17 protein-coding genes are annotated in these 17,029 nt (G+C 56.3%); 9 read left to right on the top strand and 8 right to left on the bottom strand.

The genetic code is table 11. The annotated features are described in order from the left end of the window. Positions 1-26: 26 nt before the first annotated feature. Positions 27-1,298, top strand: a complete 1,272-nt coding sequence (locus E5180_RS12660; protein WP_138924693.1) for an Hsp70 family protein — start codon at positions 27-29, stop codon at positions 1,296-1,298. A 15-nt stretch (positions 1,299-1,313) separates the two neighbouring features. On the opposite strand, the gene E5180_RS12665 is transcribed toward E5180_RS12660, so the two are convergent. Beyond that, positions 1,314-2,594 (bottom strand): acetylornithine deacetylase/succinyl-diaminopimelate desuccinylase family protein, encoded by a 1,281-nt coding sequence (locus E5180_RS12665; protein WP_138924694.1) that lies wholly within the window; start codon positions 2,592-2,594, stop codon positions 1,314-1,316. Positions 2,595-2,694: 100 nt separating this feature from the next. Next, a complete protein-coding gene (locus tag E5180_RS12670; protein ID WP_138924695.1) occupies positions 2,695-3,945 on the bottom strand; it encodes an aminotransferase class V-fold PLP-dependent enzyme in 1,251 nt (416 codons plus the stop codon). Positions 3,946-4,065: 120 nt separating this feature from the next. Here E5180_RS12670 and E5180_RS12675 point away from each other — a divergent pair, with 120 nt between their 5' ends. Both E5180_RS12675 and E5180_RS12680 read left to right on the top strand, forming a co-directional pair. Further along, positions 4,066-4,917, top strand: coding sequence for a formate/nitrite transporter family protein (locus E5180_RS12675; protein ID WP_138924696.1), 852 nt, complete (start codon positions 4,066-4,068; stop codon positions 4,915-4,917). A 54-nt stretch (positions 4,918-4,971) separates the two neighbouring features. Continuing rightward, positions 4,972-5,898: a YihY/virulence factor BrkB family protein gene (locus E5180_RS12680; protein WP_254700476.1), complete on the top strand. Its 927-nt coding sequence runs from the start codon at positions 4,972-4,974 to the stop codon at positions 5,896-5,898. Between the two features lie 3 nt (positions 5,899-5,901). Here the strand turns inward: E5180_RS12680 and E5180_RS12685 are convergent, their stop codons facing one another. Next, positions 5,902-6,630, bottom strand: coding sequence for a Crp/Fnr family transcriptional regulator (locus E5180_RS12685; protein WP_138924697.1), 729 nt, complete (start codon positions 6,628-6,630; stop codon positions 5,902-5,904). 83 nt (positions 6,631-6,713) lie between these two features. Here E5180_RS12685 and E5180_RS12690 point away from each other — a divergent pair, with 83 nt between their 5' ends. Further along, positions 6,714-7,070, top strand: a complete 357-nt coding sequence (locus tag E5180_RS12690) for a hypothetical protein (protein ID WP_138924698.1) — start codon at positions 6,714-6,716, stop codon at positions 7,068-7,070. Here E5180_RS12690 and E5180_RS12695 read toward each other — a convergent pair. The 3 genes from E5180_RS12695 to E5180_RS12705 all read right to left on the bottom strand — a co-directional run bounded on the left by E5180_RS12695 (position 7,033) and on the right by E5180_RS12705 (position 8,666). Then, positions 7,033-7,398 carry a hypothetical protein gene (locus E5180_RS12695; RefSeq protein ID WP_254700477.1) on the bottom strand — a complete coding sequence of 122 codons (366 nt, stop codon included), beginning with the start codon at positions 7,396-7,398 and terminating at the stop codon, positions 7,033-7,035. The two genes, E5180_RS12690 and E5180_RS12695, sit on opposite strands and share 38 nt — an antisense overlap. A gap of 11 nt (positions 7,399-7,409) precedes the next feature. Then, the gene (locus tag E5180_RS12700) at positions 7,410-7,712 is read right to left on the bottom strand and encodes a DUF883 family protein (protein ID WP_254700478.1); all 303 of its coding nucleotides are present in this window, start codon (positions 7,710-7,712) and stop codon (positions 7,410-7,412) included. Positions 7,713-7,856: 144 nt separating this feature from the next. Next, a complete protein-coding gene (locus tag E5180_RS12705; RefSeq protein ID WP_138924701.1) occupies positions 7,857-8,666 on the bottom strand; it encodes a response regulator in 810 nt (269 codons plus the stop codon). Between the two features lie 108 nt (positions 8,667-8,774). Here E5180_RS12705 and E5180_RS12710 point away from each other — a divergent pair, with 108 nt between their 5' ends. From E5180_RS12710 to E5180_RS12720, 3 genes are read left to right on the top strand one after another with little or no spacing between them, the layout of a single operon-like run. After that, positions 8,775-8,930 (top strand): NepR family anti-sigma factor, encoded by a 156-nt coding sequence (locus tag E5180_RS12710; protein ID WP_093732133.1) that lies wholly within the window; start codon positions 8,775-8,777, stop codon positions 8,928-8,930. Next, entirely contained in the window at positions 8,927-9,484 is a 558-nt protein-coding gene (locus E5180_RS12715; RefSeq protein ID WP_093732132.1) for an RNA polymerase sigma factor, read from the top strand. Before E5180_RS12710 ends, E5180_RS12715 begins: the two co-directional genes overlap by 4 nt. A gap of 53 nt (positions 9,485-9,537) precedes the next feature. Next, a complete protein-coding gene (locus tag E5180_RS12720) occupies positions 9,538-11,208 on the top strand; it encodes a sensor histidine kinase (RefSeq protein ID WP_254700479.1) in 1,671 nt (556 codons plus the stop codon). Positions 11,209-11,696: 488 nt separating this feature from the next. On the opposite strand, the gene E5180_RS12725 is transcribed toward E5180_RS12720, so the two are convergent. Continuing rightward, on the bottom strand, positions 11,697-12,248 hold the full coding sequence (locus tag E5180_RS12725) for a cupin domain-containing protein (RefSeq protein ID WP_138924703.1): 552 nt from the start codon (positions 12,246-12,248) through the stop codon (positions 11,697-11,699). A 253-nt stretch (positions 12,249-12,501) separates the two neighbouring features. On the opposite strand from E5180_RS12725, the gene gabT reads away from it, so the two are divergent. Continuing rightward, entirely contained in the window at positions 12,502-13,821 is a 1,320-nt protein-coding gene (gene gabT, locus E5180_RS12730) for a 4-aminobutyrate--2-oxoglutarate transaminase (protein ID WP_441351451.1), read from the top strand. A gap of 70 nt (positions 13,822-13,891) precedes the next feature. On the opposite strand, the gene E5180_RS12735 is transcribed toward gabT, so the two are convergent. After that, positions 13,892-15,508: an FMN-binding glutamate synthase family protein gene (locus tag E5180_RS12735; protein ID WP_138924705.1), complete on the bottom strand. Its 1,617-nt coding sequence runs from the start codon at positions 15,506-15,508 to the stop codon at positions 13,892-13,894. A 450-nt stretch (positions 15,509-15,958) separates the two neighbouring features. On the opposite strand from E5180_RS12735, the gene E5180_RS12740 reads away from it, so the two are divergent. Then, positions 15,959-16,918 (top strand): TAXI family TRAP transporter solute-binding subunit, encoded by a 960-nt coding sequence (locus tag E5180_RS12740; protein WP_138924706.1) that lies wholly within the window; start codon positions 15,959-15,961, stop codon positions 16,916-16,918. Positions 16,919-17,029: the final 111 nt, after the last annotated feature.

Raw genomic sequence — 17,029 nt, forward strand, 5'->3', positions numbered from 1 at the left:
TTTTTGAGGTTTTGCAGGGGCGCACCATGGCTACGATATCTACCACTTTGGGTATTGATTTCGGGACGTCGAACTCTGCCGCCGGCTATGCGATAGACGGCGTGCCGCACCTAATCAACGTCGAGGCGGGGCAGAACACGCTGCCGACCGCGCTGTTTTTCGATAATGAGGAAAAGCGTATCATTTACGGGCGCGGCGCCCAAAAGGCGCTGATCGGCGGCGAGGACGGGCGGTATATGCGCGCGCTCAAAAGTCTGCTGGGGACGCCCTTGATGCGGGAAAGCCGTGTTTTGTTGGGCAAGCGCATGGATTTCATCGCCATTGTGGCGAGCTTTCTAGCGGAGTTGAAAGCAAAAGCAGAGAGCGCGACGGGCCAGAGTTTTGATCGGGCGCTGTCCGGGCGGCCCGTGATGTTCCATAGCGCCGATCCCGCGCGGGATGCGCAGGCGTTGGTGGATCTGACCGAATGCTATACCCAAGCCGGATTCAAAGACGTCCGTTTTATGCCCGAACCAGAGGCGGCAGCACTGGCCAACCGCGCTGTGTTAGCGCCTGGCGATCTGGGGCTGATCGTCGATATTGGCGGCGGTACCTCTGACTTTACCCTTTTCCGGCAGCAAGGTGACGTCGGCATTCATATTCTTGCGAGCAAAGGCGTTCGGATCGGCGGTACAGATTTTGATCGCGAACTGAGCCTTCAGCACGTGATGCCGCATCTGGGGATGGGCGGCCAGATCAAGCATGTGTTCGGTGATGAAACCCACGCGGCTCCGCATGCCGTATTTGCCGATCTGGCGACGTGGCAGAAAATCCCGTTCCTTTATACCCGCGAACAACGCCGCGCGGTCGAGGATCTGGTGAAATACGCGGTAGAGCCGAAGCTGTTAAACCGGCTTGCTCGCGTCTTGGAAGACGAGCTTGGCCACGACATGGCCTTTGCCGTCGAGGCTGGAAAAATTGCCGCCAATGATCCCGGTGCCCGCGCCCTGCCACAGATCGACCTCAAGATTGTTGAGCGCGGGCTGACGGTGCCGTTGCCGCAGGCGATGATGGCGGCGACCCTGTCGGGAATGTCGGCAGAGGTTGCTCAGGTGGCGACCGATCTAGCGGCGCAGGCAGATGTGAAGACCGACGCCGTGACCAAGCTGATCTTTGTCGGCGGGTCGAGCCTGATGGGGGTCATCGACCGCGCCATGCGCGACGCCTTCCCTCAGGCCGAGGTGCATCGAGGGGCTGCGATGACAGCAATCGTCGACGGGCTAGCCATCGCAGCGCCACACGCATTTTCCGACGTGTGACGGCGCGGGCTGACGTTATTCTTTCGGGAGCAGGAGCGTCTCTAGCGCGGCACCCATAACGCAGGCACTGTCGACCATATCGTCGATGCCGATGTATTCGTCAGGTTTATGCGCCAGCTCCAGCAGGCCCGGGCCATAGGCGATGCAGTTCTTGAGCTTGCCAATACGGTCGATGTGTTTCTGGTCATATGATCCCGGAGACGCGACGTATTCGGGCGCTTTGCCCATGATACTTTCAATCGCGTCGGCGACGGTCTTTACGACAGGGGCATCACGGTCGGTCATCGACGGCAGGACAGAGTTCAGCTCTGTCAGTTCATAGTCAAAATCGACCCGTGTTTCGCGTAGCCCTTCCAGCAGCGCACGCACTTCGCCGCGCACCTGATCCAGTGGCTCTTCCAGCAGAAACCGCCGGTCGATGGTGATGCGGCAGCTGTCGGGGACGCAATGCGCCGGTAGCCCGTCAAAGTCCGCATCGTTTTCCTTTTGCCCGCCGTGGATAGAATTTATGTTCATCGTCGAACTACGCGCCCCTTCGGGCACCACGGGCATATCGGTGTGGCGGGCGGCCATGGCGGGGAAAAGCTTGTTTTCGAACTCGGACAGCACCGCGCCCATGTGGCGCACGGCGCAGTCGCCTAGAAACGGCATCGAGCCGTGGGCGATTTCGCCCTTGGTTTCGATCTCGGCCCACCAGCCGCCGCGGTGACCCAGACAGATACGGTCTTTTTGCAACGGCTCGGGGATGATCACATGCTGCACGCGGTCGGGGTTGAAATGCCCGTGTTCTGCCAGATAGGCGACGCCACCATAGCCGCCGGATTCCTCATCCGCCGTGCCAGAGATTTCGATGGCCCCGCTAAAGTCGGGATGTTGTTCGATAAAGGCTTCCGCCGCGATAATTGAGGCCGCCAGCCCACCCTTCATATCGCAGGTGCCTCGGCCATAGATCTTGCCATCCGAGATTTCCGCCCCGAATGGGTCGAACGTCCAACCAGCGCCCACCTCGACCACGTCGGTATGGCTGTTAAAATGCACGCATTCGCCGGCCCTGCGTCCTTCGCGACGGGCGATGATGTTCCAGCGGGGGTATTTCTCGCTGTCGCCGGGGGTGCCAAAGGCGCGGATCAGCTGCGTCTCGAACCCGTGCTTGCGCAGACGGGTATCGAGGTATTCGCAGATCAAACGATAGTCCTGCCCCGGCGGGTTCAGCGTCGGGATGCGGATCAAATCTTGGGTCAGAGCGATCAGGTCGTCACGCTTGGCGATAATGGCGGTAGAGAGTGTGCTTGTCATGACGCCATGTTTGAACGGTCGTTCATATATGGCAAGCAGAGTTTGCTGTTCTCCTGTCGGATTTGAGTTTATTTTGCAAAATGAAGCCGCGACCGGGCGTTTATGCAGCGATGTCCTTCATCGCGGTGAGCAGGGCGCGGACTTCGTCCATCGAATTGTAATGGCACAGAGACACGCGTACCGCAGCATCCAGCCCCAGCGGGGTTAGGATGTTGCCAGAATAGTGATCGGCCTTGCGCACGTGGGTCCGGATCCCTTGGGCGTTGAGCTTTGACACGATATCCGCAGCGGGCAGCGTGTCGAGCGTGAACGATACCAACCCCTCGCGGTCGGGGTTGTCTGTTCCGCCAAGGATGGTGACACCCGCGAGATCAGCAAGACCGGCAAGGTTGCCTGTACCGAACATCAGCGCGTTGGTAAGCTGATGTTCATGCGCGTGGATTGCAGCCGCGGCGGCTTCGATACGTGCGCGCGGATCGCTGGCGTCGGATACTTGCGTCCCCAGCCAGTCAAAATAACGCACCACATCCGAAAATGTCGCATAGGCCCCCGTGTCTCGGGTACCCATTTCCCAGTTGCCAGCGGGACCGTTTGCCAGTGTTTCAATCGGCAGCGCGGATAGGCGATCGGAGGCCCATGCGATGCCATAGCCGTGGCGCGAGAACAGTTTGTAGGGCGAGATCACATAGCCGTCGATGTCGTAGCTGGCGATGTCGATATGGCCGTGGCTGGCGTGCTGGATGCCATCAACAAAGATAAAGGCGTCGGGAGAGACGGCGCGGATCGCGGCGCTGATGCCCGCCACATCGTTGGCAATTCCTGTAACTGGCGAGGTGTGCAAAATCGTAGCGACGCGCACCTCGGGTGACATCAACGCGGCGTAGGCGTCGGGCGTGACCTGCCCGGTGGCGTTGTCATGGGGTACGCTGATATAGGGTTTGCCCGCGACATCGGCCCAGTGTTGCGCGGCGCTGCGCGAGGCGGGGTGTTCGACGGTGGACCCGATGACGGCCCCTTCTGCGCTGCCCATGACCGCGGTGCGGATCAGCCGGAACGACAGCTCGGTCCCGCTTTCGCCAACAAAGAACTGGCCGTCGGGCGCGTTAAAGAACAGCGCCATGTCGGCGCGAGCCTTTTTGATAACATCGACCAGCGCATGGGATGCCGGATTATCGCGGCCTTGGTTGTCAGGGATCGCCGCGAATTTGCCAGAAGTATCGACGACAGATTTCAGCGTTAGCGCGCCGCCAGCGTTTTCGAAAAACACGCGCGGACCCTGAAACGGGCAGTTGTCTACATGGGCAAAGCTGTCGCGGATTGCTGTCATGAGTTTGGGATTATCGGTGAACATTCTAGCGCTCCGCTACGTTACTTTGTGTGCTTATGCAGTTTCTGCGCTAGTTTGAGGCTGGATAACAATGGTATTTTAAGGCCTCGGCCCTATTCCTTAGCCTTTTTCAGGAGCGTAGACATGGCCCCTCTTATTCAACGCAGGGTTTCGCGCAAGAAATCGCAAGATGCGCAGGCCGAAGAGAAATCTGTGAGCGAAGCGACGGCCCTGTCGCCCAAGCTGATTTACGAGGTTATCCGCCGCGAGGGCGAGGAAGAGCTGGCGCGCAGCAAGCGGTCTTTGATCTGGTCGGGGATCGCCGCTGGTATCATGATCAGCCTGTCGGTTTTGGGCGAGGCGGTGTTTCGCACCTATCTGCCCGACACGCCGCACCGGTTTCTGATCGAAAATCTGGGCTATTCGCTGGGATTTCTGGCCGTGATCATGGGCCGGATGCAGTTGTTTACTGAAAACACCATTACCACCGTTTTGCCAATCATGCGGGCCAAGACTTGGCATTCGCTGATGTGCATGTTCCGTCTGTGGGGGGTCGTACTGACGGCGAATGTGGTGGGCGCATTTGCCGCCGCGATGCTGTTTCTGTGGACGCCGGCCATCTCGCCCGATGTGCTGTCGTCGATACTTGACCTGTCGCATCACGCAACCAGCATGGGGGCCTATCAGGGGTTCTGGCGGGCTATACCGGCGGGGGTGATTGTGGCGCTCATCGTTTGGATGATGCCGCAGGCGGATGAGACGTCTTTTTTCCTGATCCTGGTATTCACTTGGCTCATCGCAGCAGGGGACTTTGCGCATATTGTTGCGGGGTCGGTTGAGATGGCGGTGATGATCCTGGACGGTCAGCTTGGCTTGTTTGCAGCGGTGTTCGAGTTTTTCCTACCGGTGCTTGCGGGCAACATCGTCGGAGGAACGATCATCTTTACGCTCGTCGCTTGGGGTCAAGTGCGCGATGAGGTAGAAGAAAACAAGTAGGCGAATAATTGATGCGGTAGCTGTAGCGGCTGCAGGAGACAAGGATCAGGGCTTTTGGCAGAAAAATCAGTGGGCATCTTCAAGCTGTACTGGGACGCGTTGAAGGCAGCGCTGGTTGATATCGCCGATAAAAACGTATCGCTGATCGCTGCGGGGGTGGCGTTTTATGCGATGCTGTCGCTGTTTCCGGCGATTGCGGCGTTGGTCACGATCCTCAGCCTGATTTCGGACCCGGTCGTTGTAATTGCCCAGCTAGAGGACATGCGTGGCCTTCTGCCGAATGATGTCTATGATATTTTGAACGATCAGGTCGTTTCTTTGGTGACGACCAGCACTGGCAAGCTCGGCTGGGCGGGTGCTGTCTCTGTTCTGGTGGCGATGTGGTCGGCGCGAGCGGGCGTTGGCGCGATGATGATCGGTTTGAACAGCGTCTATAGTGAGCGAAACAGGAACGCCGCACGGCATTATTTCCGCGCGCTTACGCTGACTGCTACCTTAGTGCTGGTCGGATTGATTGCACTTGTGACGGTGGTGATTGCGCCGATCGTCCTGTCGTTTATCCCGATGGGCGTGTTCGGTTATTTCGTGGCAGAGGTCATCCGATGGAGCATCGCAATCCTAGTTTTGTTGGCCGGTGTGGGCGTGCTCTATCGATTTGGACCGAACCGTCGCGCCGCGCGGATCGGCTGGCTTACATGGGGTGCTGTCTTTGCGGTATTTTCATGGGCCGTCGTGTCGATCGCATTCAGCTATTACGTGGCGAACTTTGGGAATTATAATCAGGTCTATGGGTCCATCGGGGCTGTCATCGCCATGCTGGTCTGGCTGTGGATCAGCAGTTTTCTGGTGTTGATGGGGGCCTCGTGGAACGCACAGGTCGAACTGCGCACACGTCCTGACAGCACCATCGGGCCTGATCGGCCGCGGGGGAACCGGGGCGCGTATGTTGCGGATAATCTGGTCGGTTTTTCAGAGGAATAACTGCTACATCAACGGACGTTTGGTCGGTTTGCTTCGTTCCGTCTCGGCCACCTCTGCGAGCCTGTCCAGATCGTTAACCTGCAACACCTGGTCGGACCACGACGCAAGCTGCTGATCACGCAGCTTTGCAAGGGTTTTATTGGTGTGGACCAGCGACAGGCCCAAAGCATCCGCCAGATCGCGCTGTGTAAAGGGAAGGGGCATCGTATTGTTGGTGACCATACCCAGTCCTATACCGCGTTCAAAGAACTTGAGCATCGCCCATGACACGGCCTGCAAGGCGGTGCGTTGACCGACAGTGGCCAGCGTCTCGCCGAGGAAATGTTCCTCGATTGCAGCGAGCCACGTGATGTCGAAGGCGCGATTGGGGTTACTGCGGAAAAAGGTCCAGAAGTCGGATCGATTGAACACACACATACGCATATGGGTGCGCGCATCAATGCTATGCCCCATTTCGCCCAGCATACCGGCCTGTAGCCCAAGGAAATCACCCGGGAAAACGAAATTGATGACTTGTCGTTCGCCATTGTCCAGCGACCTATGGCGAATCCCCATGCCCGAAAGCACGGTATAGAGTTGGGGGGAGTTTGATCCTTGCATCAGGATTGTGGTGCCGGGATCGACGGATAGCTCGCCAACCTTGAATTTCTTCATGAATTCGAGCTCTTCCCGTGTCATCGTGACAAAGGCGTCTTTTTTGTGAAGCGGACAATAACGACAATCGATACCCATTAAAAAATTCCTAACTCGTATGTCATAGTTTAACGCGATGCCGGACAAAACTTGCTACACTTGCGTCAACAGAAAGGCGCGTTGTGATTCCTTTTTTCGTCTTTGATAAAGACCCGATTGTTCGGGCGGATGTGGTCGATATCCTTGAACAGGCATGCGGCTGCACTGCTCTGTTTGTGTCCGAGAGCCTGACGGCATTTGTACAGGACCTGCATAGCTGTTCTGCCCAAGCGGTCGCGCTTATATCTGGCACGAAGAACGATTTGGCAGAACTTTTTGCCTACGATCTGCCCAAATCCAACGTTGCCTATGTTTTATACGGCCAAGGTCTGGCTCTCCCCGAGCAGTATGTCTTTTCTGTCGTCGACCGGCCTTTCACCAATGAAACCATGATGCAAGGCGTCAGTGACGCGCTTGCTTCCCTGCGTTTAGTCCGTTGACGAAAGCCATAATGATCGCAGCAATTCCGCCAACGCCGCCAGTAGCTTGGGCCTGTTGCATTGCTTGTGCACGCAAGGCCGCTTCGCGTTTTTGAAGCCGAATTGCGCGGGCACGGATCGACAGGGCGGCGATCAGGACAAAGCCGAGCCCAAAGAACAAGCTACCCAAAATCAGGCACGCCACCAAAGCCGATGTGAACGTCAGCAGAAACAGCCAAAAGGCAACTGCAAGAAATGCCCCACCTACAATAAGGCAGAGCATTGCGCCGAAACCAATCGCTGCGGTTTGCGCAGTTCGGGTCGCCTTGAGGGCAACCCTATCTGTCACATATTCGAACATCAGCGACGTGTCGCGAACAGACCGGCGATGAACCCGACACCAGCAGCGATGCCCAGGGCGGCAGTGGGTTGAGTGCGTACGAAGTCTTCGGCGGTTTTTTGGGCTTCTAGTGCCTTATCGCGACCGGAGTTTGCTATATCCTGAGCGGTGGATTTCGCCGTTGAGGCGGCCTCGGCGCTTTTGGCTTTGGTTAGATCTGCCATCGTGCTTGTCAGAGACGCAATGTCGTCTTTCAAGACGCTCAGCTGAATTGAAATGTCATCGACAGACAGAGCTTTTGTGTTGGTTACGTCCTTGGCCATGGTGATCTCCAATATTCATGTGTTCACCAACCAAACGCGTCCTGTGGGTATAAGTTCCGACGCAATGTGTTTCACGTGGCACATCGCGGATAAAAAAAGGCCACGGTGGAACCCGTGGCCTTTTGTACGATGGTAATATTTAGCTTAGCTGTTCAGCGTCTCTGTCGAAGAGAAGAACATCGCCTGCGAAACAGCAGAAACAACCTGATCCACAGTATATGGTTTCGAGATCAGGAACGCGGGCTCGGGCTTGTCGCCGGTCAGCAGGCGTTCGGGAAAGGCTGTGATGAAGATAACCGGACGGTTGCCCAGGTCGCGCAGCAGGTCGTTAACTGCATCGATACCGGAGGAGTTGTCGGCCAATTGAATGTCGGCGAGGATCAGGTCCGGCACGTCGGCTTTGCCCAGCTTCACGGCCTCTTCACGGGTGCGTGCAACACCAGTGACTCGGTGACCCATCTCGGCAACGATGGATTCGATATCCATCGCGATAATTGCCTCGTCTTCGATAATCATGACCGAACCGGTTACGCTATCGGCCATCTCGCGACGCGCAATCTGCACCAGCTGGCTGGCTTCGGTTTCTTCAACGCCGATGATTTGACCGACCTCTTTGAACGAAAACCCTTCAATCGTGTGAAGCAGCAACGCTTCGCGGCTGTGGTTGGTCAGCTTGGCGAGGTGTTTTTGCGCTTTGGCCCGCAGACCGCTTTCGCCTTCTTCAACAGGTGCACCGGCACTGGCCCAAATGCCGTACAACACCCGAAAAACACCCGTACGCGTATCGACACCATCCAGAACCGAACGATCCGTCAAGATCGCTTCGAGCGACGCGGCTGCAAAAGCATCGCCGCTGTTTTGACTACCGGTAAGAGCGCGCGCGTAGCGACGCAGGTAAGGAAGGCATTCACCCAACGCATCGCTGACACTTGGTGTTTCGGTGACATCCGTCATTTATTGTCGTCCTTTTAAAATATTTCTGGAACCAAACCCCCTAACGTTAAGTTTGGTTCCGTGTCATATGTATATATATAGTATTTAGAGAAGGCAGGAAACTTGTTGATGCAATCAGGCCAAAACGACGAGCGTGAGCGCTTTATCGATGAAAATCTTCGCCGCGTTTACGATGAAACGATGGAAGAAGGTGTTCCAGATAAATTCAAGGACCTGCTTAATCAGTTGAAAGAGCAGGATAAAACAGTTGGTAAAAAGGGATGAGCGCCGCTGATCCGCGCGATCAACTGGTAGAGCATTTGCCAGCCATGCGCGCCTTTGCCATTAGCCTGACACGCAACGGTGCGATCGCCGACGACATGGTTCAGGACACTTTGGTCAAAGCCTGGACGAATATCGAGAAGTTTGAAGTCGGCACGAATATGCGTGCGTGGCTCTTCACTATTTTGCGGAACACTTATTATTCGTCGCGTCGCAAAGCCAACCGTGAAGTCGCGGATGTTGATGGTGTGTTCACCGAAAGCCTAGCCGAAAAGCCGGCGCACGACGGGCATATGCAAATGACCGACTTCCGCAAGGCCTTGGGTCTGTTGAAAGACGAACAGCGCGAAGCTCTGTTGCTTGTTGGTGCTTCCGGCTTCTCTTACGAGGAAGCGGCAGATATGTGTGGCGTGGCAGTAGGTACAATCAAAAGCCGAACCAACCGTGCGCGTGCGCGCCTTGCAGAGTTGATGGGGTTGCGTGACGACGAGAGCCTCGAAATGACGGATGATGCGACAATGTCTGTAATTTCTGCATCCAAAGTTTCTTCCTTCTGACGATGACGTCGGGGTTCCTATCAACGAATATTTTTCGTGGCCTCGCGTTTCGCGTGCTGCTTTTCCTATCGCTCGCCCTGTTGCCAATTGGTCTGATTGCTGTCGTACAAACCCGCGAGATATCCGATCAAAGCCTTGAAAACGCAGAGCTTTCCTTGCTTGCGATAACAGAGCAGGCTTCGACGTTGGAAAATGGCACGATCAGAGAGGCCTTTGGGGCGGCCGCCGCTTTGGCGTCCGTGGTCAATCTGATTAAATCCGACGACGTGTCGTGCAGTGCCTTTCTGCGCGAATACCAAGAACTATCCGAGCTTTATACCGTCGTGAGCTTCATTACGCCCGACGGGAGCATGGACTGCGTTTCAACCGGGGTCTCAGGCAATGTGTCGGACCGGGAAGTCTTTCAAAAGATGACCCAATTCAAAACCCGGATGGCGAATGTTACTGCCAATCCGGCGCAAAGCTCCGAGCCGGTGATGATCCTCACAAATCCGTTGAAGGTGGATGATGAGTTAATCGGATTCATCAACCTGTCCGTTCCGCTTAAAAATTTCGATGAGGCTCCCGTAACCGAGCAATCGGCGCACCCGATCGCCATGCTGACTTTCAATGCGCAGGGCGATATTCTGACGACAAAAGGCGAGCTGGCCGCCACGCAAAAAGAATTGCCCTCATTTGCCGCGTTGAAATGGTATGCGGGCAAGTCTGGCCGGGTCTTCCACGAGACCAACCAAGCTGGTGAGGAGCGCGTATACGCGGTGCTGCCGATCGTGTCTGGTGTCGGTTATGCCATGAGCGTTTGGCCCAAGAATTCCCCCATGCTGAAAGCTGGCGCAATGACCCGGTTAAGCTTTGTGCTTCCGATCGCGATGTGGCTGGCCAGCCTTATCGTCGCGTTTTGGGCGCTGAACCGCCTGGCAATCAAACATATTCGCAAACTTGGCCGACAAATGCACCATTTCGCGCTGAACCGAACTCTGCCGCGGACGACGCTCGGCGGTGTCGTTCCAACCGAAATCGTGAATATGGAAAATGCTTTCGTAGGCATGGCGGAATCTATTTTACGGGATGAGGCCGCGCTCGAAGACAACCTGCGACAAAAGAATATCTTGCTGAAAGAAGTCCACCACCGGGTGAAGAACAATCTTCAGCTGATCTCGTCGATCATGAACATGCAGATCCGTCAGGCTGCCACGCCCGATTCAAAGCGCGTGTTGCAGCGCCTTCAAGACCGGATCCTTAGCCTCGCGACCGTGCACAAAAGCCTGTATCAAAACGATAACCTGTCCCGCGTCGACGGGGGCGCACTGTTGCATGAGATCGTGAACCAGCTGCTTAGCGTTGGGTTGCCTTCGGGCTCCGCCGTGAAAGTGATACAGAACTACGAACCCGTGCAATTGGACCCTGATGACGCAGCCCCTTTGACGTTGCTGGTGTCAGAGGCGATTACAAACGCGCTGAAATACGTCGCTGCCGACGCGAACGGCTCGGGGCAGATTGAAGTGAGCCTGTCCCACACCCAACCGGAAATGGCGCTGCTGTTGGTCAAGAACACCCTCGGCAAGGGCGAAGTCGAAGCCGGCACAGGGCTCGGTTCTCGTTTGATAAACGCGTTTTCGCGGCAGTTGAACGGGCAGGTAGAGATTACAGAGGACGACGCCCTCTATGTTCTTCGGGTAGAATTCCACGTCCCCCTGCAAGCGAAAGAAGTTTACGACTACTAAGGTGCCGTGGCGTAAACCGAAAATAATCTAATTTTTTTTGCTATGTCGCGGATGTATCTGGTGCCGGTCAGCTATCAGGTGCTCTTCTGACGCAACTATCGGGATTCAGGGGCATTTTACCGATTTCGCGTCGGTTGTAGCTCTTTATGTCTATGTCAGGCGACATTCTTGGTCGCAGCAGATTATAGCCCATGCTCTGCGGTGCAGCATTTAGGGGGTTCCAAGGCTGGAACCTTGGGGCCGCCCGACTGTTACTCTCCTGAAAGAGCCACACAAGCGTACAGGAGGCATCAATGACGACAGACTTGTTTATCGCATCATTTTTGATTCTCGCTTTGGCCGCAATCGCTATCGTTTCGCTGACCACGCAGCGCGGCAGCGAAGAGAAAAAGCGCCAAAGATCGTCTTTGCATCGCCCTATCCGGCGCGACGACGAACGATAATCAACGGTTCAGTGCGGGTCATCCGCACTTCCACAAATAACGAATTCAAAAACTCGGCGGCGTACATGCACTTACGACGATGCATAGAACGTCGCCGATGTTTCTGAAACGGTGCGGCAGCCGGCTGTCAAACAGGTAGCCATCGCCAGGGCTCAGAACAGCCACAGCACCATCTACCGTGACCTCGATCTCCCCCGATATGACAACGCCGGCTTCTTCGCCTTCGTGCACCAAAAGTTCGGGCCCCGTATCTGCACCGGGGGGGTAGGTTTCGTGCAACACCTGTAGCGAATGCTGTTCGGCGTTTCCAAGCTGCCGAAGCGAAACCTGACCGTCGCTGGTCGGGGACACTTTGGTAAATTCGTTCTCGCGGTAGAACACCTTGGGGGTCTGGGTGTCTTCCAACGTCGAAAAGAATTCCGCCATGCTGATCGGGATCGCGTCCAGCAAGCTTTTCAAAGACGCAACCGAAGGGCTTGTCTTGTTCTTTTCAATGAGGGAGATGGTGCCGTTGGTCAGCCCCGCCTTGGTCGCCAGTTCGCGCTGAGACAGGCCGCGGTCTTCTCTTATCGATCTTAGTCTTTGACCTATATCCACGTCCGGTCCCCGGATTATTTCTATCTGCTGCATAACCCGTATCATGGTGCGATCACAGGCTAATTTTTGCGCAGAAACTTTAAGTCAATTTCGCTACGGTAGATCTATATTGACAATTAAATTAAACGCAATAATAGGATTTTAAACGCAGGTCGCGTTTCAACAAGAGGATTTGTATATGCCTAGCACTGTCAAAAAACAGCCGCGCAATGCCGCTGCAAAGAAACCGGCAAAAAGCAGCGTCGTGCCCGACATGCTTGATGCAAATGTATCTGTCGAAACCAATGCACAGCTGGTTGCACGCCGTGACCTTGCCGTCCCACGTGGTGTCGCGTCGGCCGCGCCGATCTATGCGAAATACGCCGAGAACGCAGAGCTCTGGGACGTAGAGGGCAACCGCTATATCGATTTCGTCGGCGGCATTGGTGTGCTGAACACCGGCCACCGTCACCCCAAGGTGATCGCCGCGGCAAAGGCGCAAGAAGACCAGTACACGCACACCAGCTTTCAGGTCGTGCCTTATGGGCCCTATATCGATCTGGCGGAAAAGCTGAACGCGCTGGCCCCTGGGGATACACCCAAGAAAACCCTGCTGGTCACAACCGGTGCCGAAGCGGTGGAAAACGCCGTTAAGATCGCGCGCGCCGCGACAGGCCGCCCCGGTGTGATCGCCTTTACCGGCGGCTATCACGGGCGCACGCTGTTGACGCTGGGGATGACCGGTAAAATTTCCCCATACAAAAAAGATGTGGGCCCCTTCCCGTCGGATATCTTCCGCGCGCCCTTCCCATCAGCCCGTGACGGGATCACCGTTGAGGACGCGATCACCGGTCTGAAAAACCTGTTCCTGACCGATGCGCAGCCCGAACGTGTGGCCGCGATCATCATCGAACCCGTTCTGGGCGAGGGTGGCTATACCCCAGTGCCTTTCGACATGATGCGCCAGCTCCGCGAGATCTGTGACCAGCACGGCATTATGCTGATTGCAGACGAGGTTCAGGCAGGCTTTGGTCGGACTGGCAAATGGTTCGCGATTGAACACTCCGGCGTAGAGCCTGACCTGATCACCGTCGCGAAATCCATGGCGGGCGGTTATCCTTTGGCCGGTGTTATTGGCCGCGCCGATGTTATGGACGCGATGATCCCTGGCGGTCTGGGGGGCACCTATGGCGGCAACCCCGTCGCCTGTGCCGCAGCGCTTGCCGCGATTGAGGCGATCGAGGAAGAGGGCCTGTTGCAGCGTTCCTTGGATATGGGTGAACACCTCAAGGCGCGCTTTGCCGAGATCGGTGCACGCTCCGCGCCGTTCCGCATGTGGGATATCCGTGGTTTGGGTGCGATGGTTGCAGTCGAATTTGTGACCGACTTTGACACCGCAGCACCCGATGGCGACTTTACCAAACGTGTCATTGCGCATGCGCTCAAGCGGGGCCTGTTGCTGCTAAGCTGTGGCATGCAGGGCAACGCCGTGCGTGTTATGGTGCCGCTGACCGCGTCCGATGCGATCATCGAAGAGGGGCTCGAGATTTTCGAAGCCTCCGTCGTTGCTGCGGTTGCCGAAGACGCAAAGTAAACTGTCCCGATTTAATGAAAGGCGCGCCGGGATACCTGCGCGCCTTTTGTGTTTCTGACCTTGGCTGTCATTAGTCGAAGGGCACAAAGCTGTCGGCCTGTGCCCGTGCCCAACGGGTTTTGTTGCCGTTATAATCGGGTGATTGATCGTCCAGCAAATAGCCTTCGGGCAGGTAGCCATAGACCTGATCCCCCTGCACCATGCTGTTATCGCTTTGCCGCATCATCATATGGCGGGGCAGGAAATTGCTGGGGCTTTCCAGACCGGCGGCACCGGCCATCTCGCCCAAGGCCATCAGCGTATTGCGGTGGAACCGCGCGACACGCTGGCTTTTGTCGTCCACATCCAGCGCGCGTTGCCGCGTGGGATCTTGGGTCGCGACGCCAACGGGGCACTGATTGGTGTGGCACGCCTGCGCCTGAATGCAACCCACCGCAAACATGAACCCACGGGCCGAGTTGCACCAATCCGCGCCCAAGGCCAGCGCCCGCGAAATATCAAAGGCCGACACAACTTTGCCCGCTGCCCCCAGTTTCACCTGATCGCGGATACCGGCACCGCGCAAAGTATTGTGCACAAAGGTCAGCCCCTCGACCATCGGCATGCCGACGTGGTTGGCAAACTCCAACGGGGCGGCGCCGGTGCCGCCTTCGGTCCCATCCACGACGATAAAGTCGGGCACGATCCCGGTCTCCAGCATCGCCTTGACCATACACATGAATTCGCGCTGGTGTCCGATGCACAGCTTGAACCCGACGGGTTTGCCGCCTGACAGATCGCGCAGCTTGCCTAGAAACTCCATCATCTGCACGGGCGAGGTGAAGGCAGAGTGGGCTGCGGGCGAGATGCAGTCGTGCCCAATGGGAATCCCCCGGGCTGCCGCGATCTCGGCGCTGATCTTTGACGCGGGCAGCATCCCCCCGTGGCCCGGTTTGGCCCCTTGGCTAAGCTTGAGCTCGATCATCTTGATCTGGTCACTGGCGGCCTGTTCTTTGAACTTATCGGGGTCAAACTGACCACCTTCTGTGCGGCACCCAAAATAGCCCGACCCGATTTCATAGATCAGATCGCCGCCGCCCTCGCGGTGATACCGGCTGATCCCGCCTTCGCCGGTGTCATGGGCGAACTGGCCCATCTTGGCCCCTTTGTTCAGCGCACTGATCGCATTGGCCGACAGTGACCCAAAGCTCATGGCCGAGATGTTATAGATCGACGCATCGTAGGCTTTCTTGCAATCCTTGTTGCCGATGGTCACGCGAAAATCCGTATCGGTGATATGCACAGGCTGCACCGAGTGGGTGACCCATGAATATCCGGCATCATAGACCCGCATCCGCGTCCCGAACGGTCGCGCGTCTTCAACGCCCTTGGCGCGTTGGTAGACCAACGACCGGTCATCGCGGCTGAAGGGTTCTTCGTCCTGATCGGATTCAATCAGGTACTGCCTGATTTCCGGGCGGATGCCTTCAAAGAAGAACCGCATGTGACCCAGAACAGGATAGTTGCGCAGGATCGAATGTTTGGTTTGGATCAGATCGTAAATCCCCATCGCCATGAGGGTGCCCAAGATCACTGCCGGTAGGATCATCCATAATGACCACAGCGCTGAAAGTGCCGCGAACAGAACGAAAAGCGCAGAGATTAGCGCAAAAGGGCCAAAGCGGCCGAGGGACTGTAGTGCTTTCATAGGGAGGAGGCTCCTGCTGGAATGGCGAAGGTCAAATGCACCTTTTTCGGAGGGTATATAGCACGATAAACCTCAATGTACTGCGCAACCCAGTCGGATGTTCGTCCCTACTGGCGGCGCGCAGTTTTGATATTTCGCCAATCCGCGCTATCATTGTCTGATATAGGAATGGGCATATAGAATTAGCTATGAAAAATCAGTTGATTACAGGACTAACGCATTGTTATTTCTGCCCTGCGTCCGTTAAATGACGGTGGCCTTTTTGTACCGCATAGTGAAAATAAACCACAGTTTTATCACGCGAAACATATAGGGTCAGAGCATGTTTTCGGGGAGGAAACGGAATAAATCCGCTTGTTTTGCTTCGGAATATCTGCGCTCATTTCAACCATCACGGAGAGCATACGCATCAATGACGTGTGTTCAGACAACTAAGTTGGGAGACTTCAAATGACGATTTTCAAGTCCATCGCCATCGCCTCTGCACTGGTCGCGGGTACCGCAGCCACCGCGCAGGAAAAATTCATCACTATCGGGACCGGCGGCCAGACCGGGGTATACTTTGTTGTGGGTCAGTCGATCTGCCGCTTGGTAAACCGTGACAGCGCCAAGACCGGCCTGAAATGTACCGCCCCGTCCACCGGTGGTTCCATCGCCAACATCAACGCCATCAAGGCGGGTGACATGGACATGGGTGTCGCCCAGTCCGACTGGCAGTTCCACGCGTACAACGGGTCTTCGCAGTTCGAAGGCGACAAGTTCGACAAAGAGCGGGCGGTATTCTCTGTCCACGCCGAGCCCTTCAACGTGATCGCGCGTGCTGACTCCGGCATCGAAAGCTTTGACGACCTGAAAGGCAAACGTGTCAACATTGGCAACCCCGGTTCCGGTCAGCGCGCCACAATGGAAGTCGTTCTGGACGCCAAAGGCTGGACCCTGGATGATTTCGCGCTCGCATCCGAGCTGAAGCCAGCCGAACAAGCTGCTGCTTTGGGCGATAACAAGGTCGACGCGATCATCTATACCGTGGGCCACCCCAACGGGTCGATCCAGGAAGCCGTATCCACCGTAGACGCCAAGCTGGTGCCGGTTGAAGGCGAAGCGATCGACAAGCTGGTCGCCGATAACCCCTTCTACGCCTACTCCACCATCCCCGGTGGCATGTACAAAGGCACCGATGCGGATGTGAAAACATTCGGCGTGAAAGCGACTTTTGTGACATCTTCCGATGTGGATGACGAGGTCGTGTACGAAGTTGTCAAAGCCGTGTTCGACAACTTTGACCGCTTCAAAAAGCTGCACCCCGCGTTTGAGAACCTCAAAGAAGCAGATATGATCAAAGACGGCCTGTCTGCGCCACTGCACGACGGTGCGGCGAAGTACTACAAAGAGCGTGGCTGGATTGAATAAGCCTAACGTTTGACCATTTTCGAACGCGGGGGAGACCTCGCGTTCGTACCCTGCGGCAACGACCGCAGCAGTAAGACAATAAACGTGCACCTGTCCTGATACGGGGCCACC

The organism is Sulfitobacter sp. BSw21498 (assembly GCF_006064855.1).
GTDB lineage: Bacteria > Pseudomonadota > Alphaproteobacteria > Rhodobacterales > Rhodobacteraceae > Sulfitobacter.

What these genes read in the sequence shown, in the direction of transcription:
- E5180_RS12665 (WP_138924694.1), bottom strand. Translation starts at nt 2,594, where the DNA reads ATGACAAGCACACTCTCTACCGCCATTATCGCCAAGCGTGACGACCTG.
- E5180_RS12715 (WP_093732132.1), top strand. Translation starts at nt 8,927, where the DNA reads ATGAGCGCCGCTGATCCGCGCGATCAACTGGTAGAGCATTTGCCAGCC.
- E5180_RS12735 (WP_138924705.1), bottom strand. Translation starts at nt 15,508, where the DNA reads ATGAAAGCACTACAGTCCCTCGGCCGCTTTGGCCCTTTTGCGCTAATC.
- E5180_RS12670 (WP_138924695.1), bottom strand. Translation starts at nt 3,945, where the DNA reads ATGTTCACCGATAATCCCAAACTCATGACAGCAATCCGCGACAGCTTT.
- E5180_RS12740 (WP_138924706.1), top strand. Translation starts at nt 15,959, where the DNA reads ATGACGATTTTCAAGTCCATCGCCATCGCCTCTGCACTGGTCGCGGGT.
- E5180_RS12675 (WP_138924696.1), top strand. Translation starts at nt 4,066, where the DNA reads ATGGCCCCTCTTATTCAACGCAGGGTTTCGCGCAAGAAATCGCAAGAT.
- E5180_RS12710 (WP_093732133.1), top strand. Translation starts at nt 8,775, where the DNA reads ATGCAATCAGGCCAAAACGACGAGCGTGAGCGCTTTATCGATGAAAAT.
- gabT (WP_441351451.1), top strand. Translation starts at nt 12,502, where the DNA reads ATGCTTGATGCAAATGTATCTGTCGAAACCAATGCACAGCTGGTTGCA.
- E5180_RS12705 (WP_138924701.1), bottom strand. Translation starts at nt 8,666, where the DNA reads ATGACGGATGTCACCGAAACACCAAGTGTCAGCGATGCGTTGGGTGAA.
- E5180_RS12700 (WP_254700478.1), bottom strand. Translation starts at nt 7,712, where the DNA reads ATGGCCAAGGACGTAACCAACACAAAAGCTCTGTCTGTCGATGACATT.
- E5180_RS12660 (WP_138924693.1), top strand. Translation starts at nt 27, where the DNA reads ATGGCTACGATATCTACCACTTTGGGTATTGATTTCGGGACGTCGAAC.
- E5180_RS12685 (WP_138924697.1), bottom strand. Translation starts at nt 6,630, where the DNA reads ATGGGTATCGATTGTCGTTATTGTCCGCTTCACAAAAAAGACGCCTTT.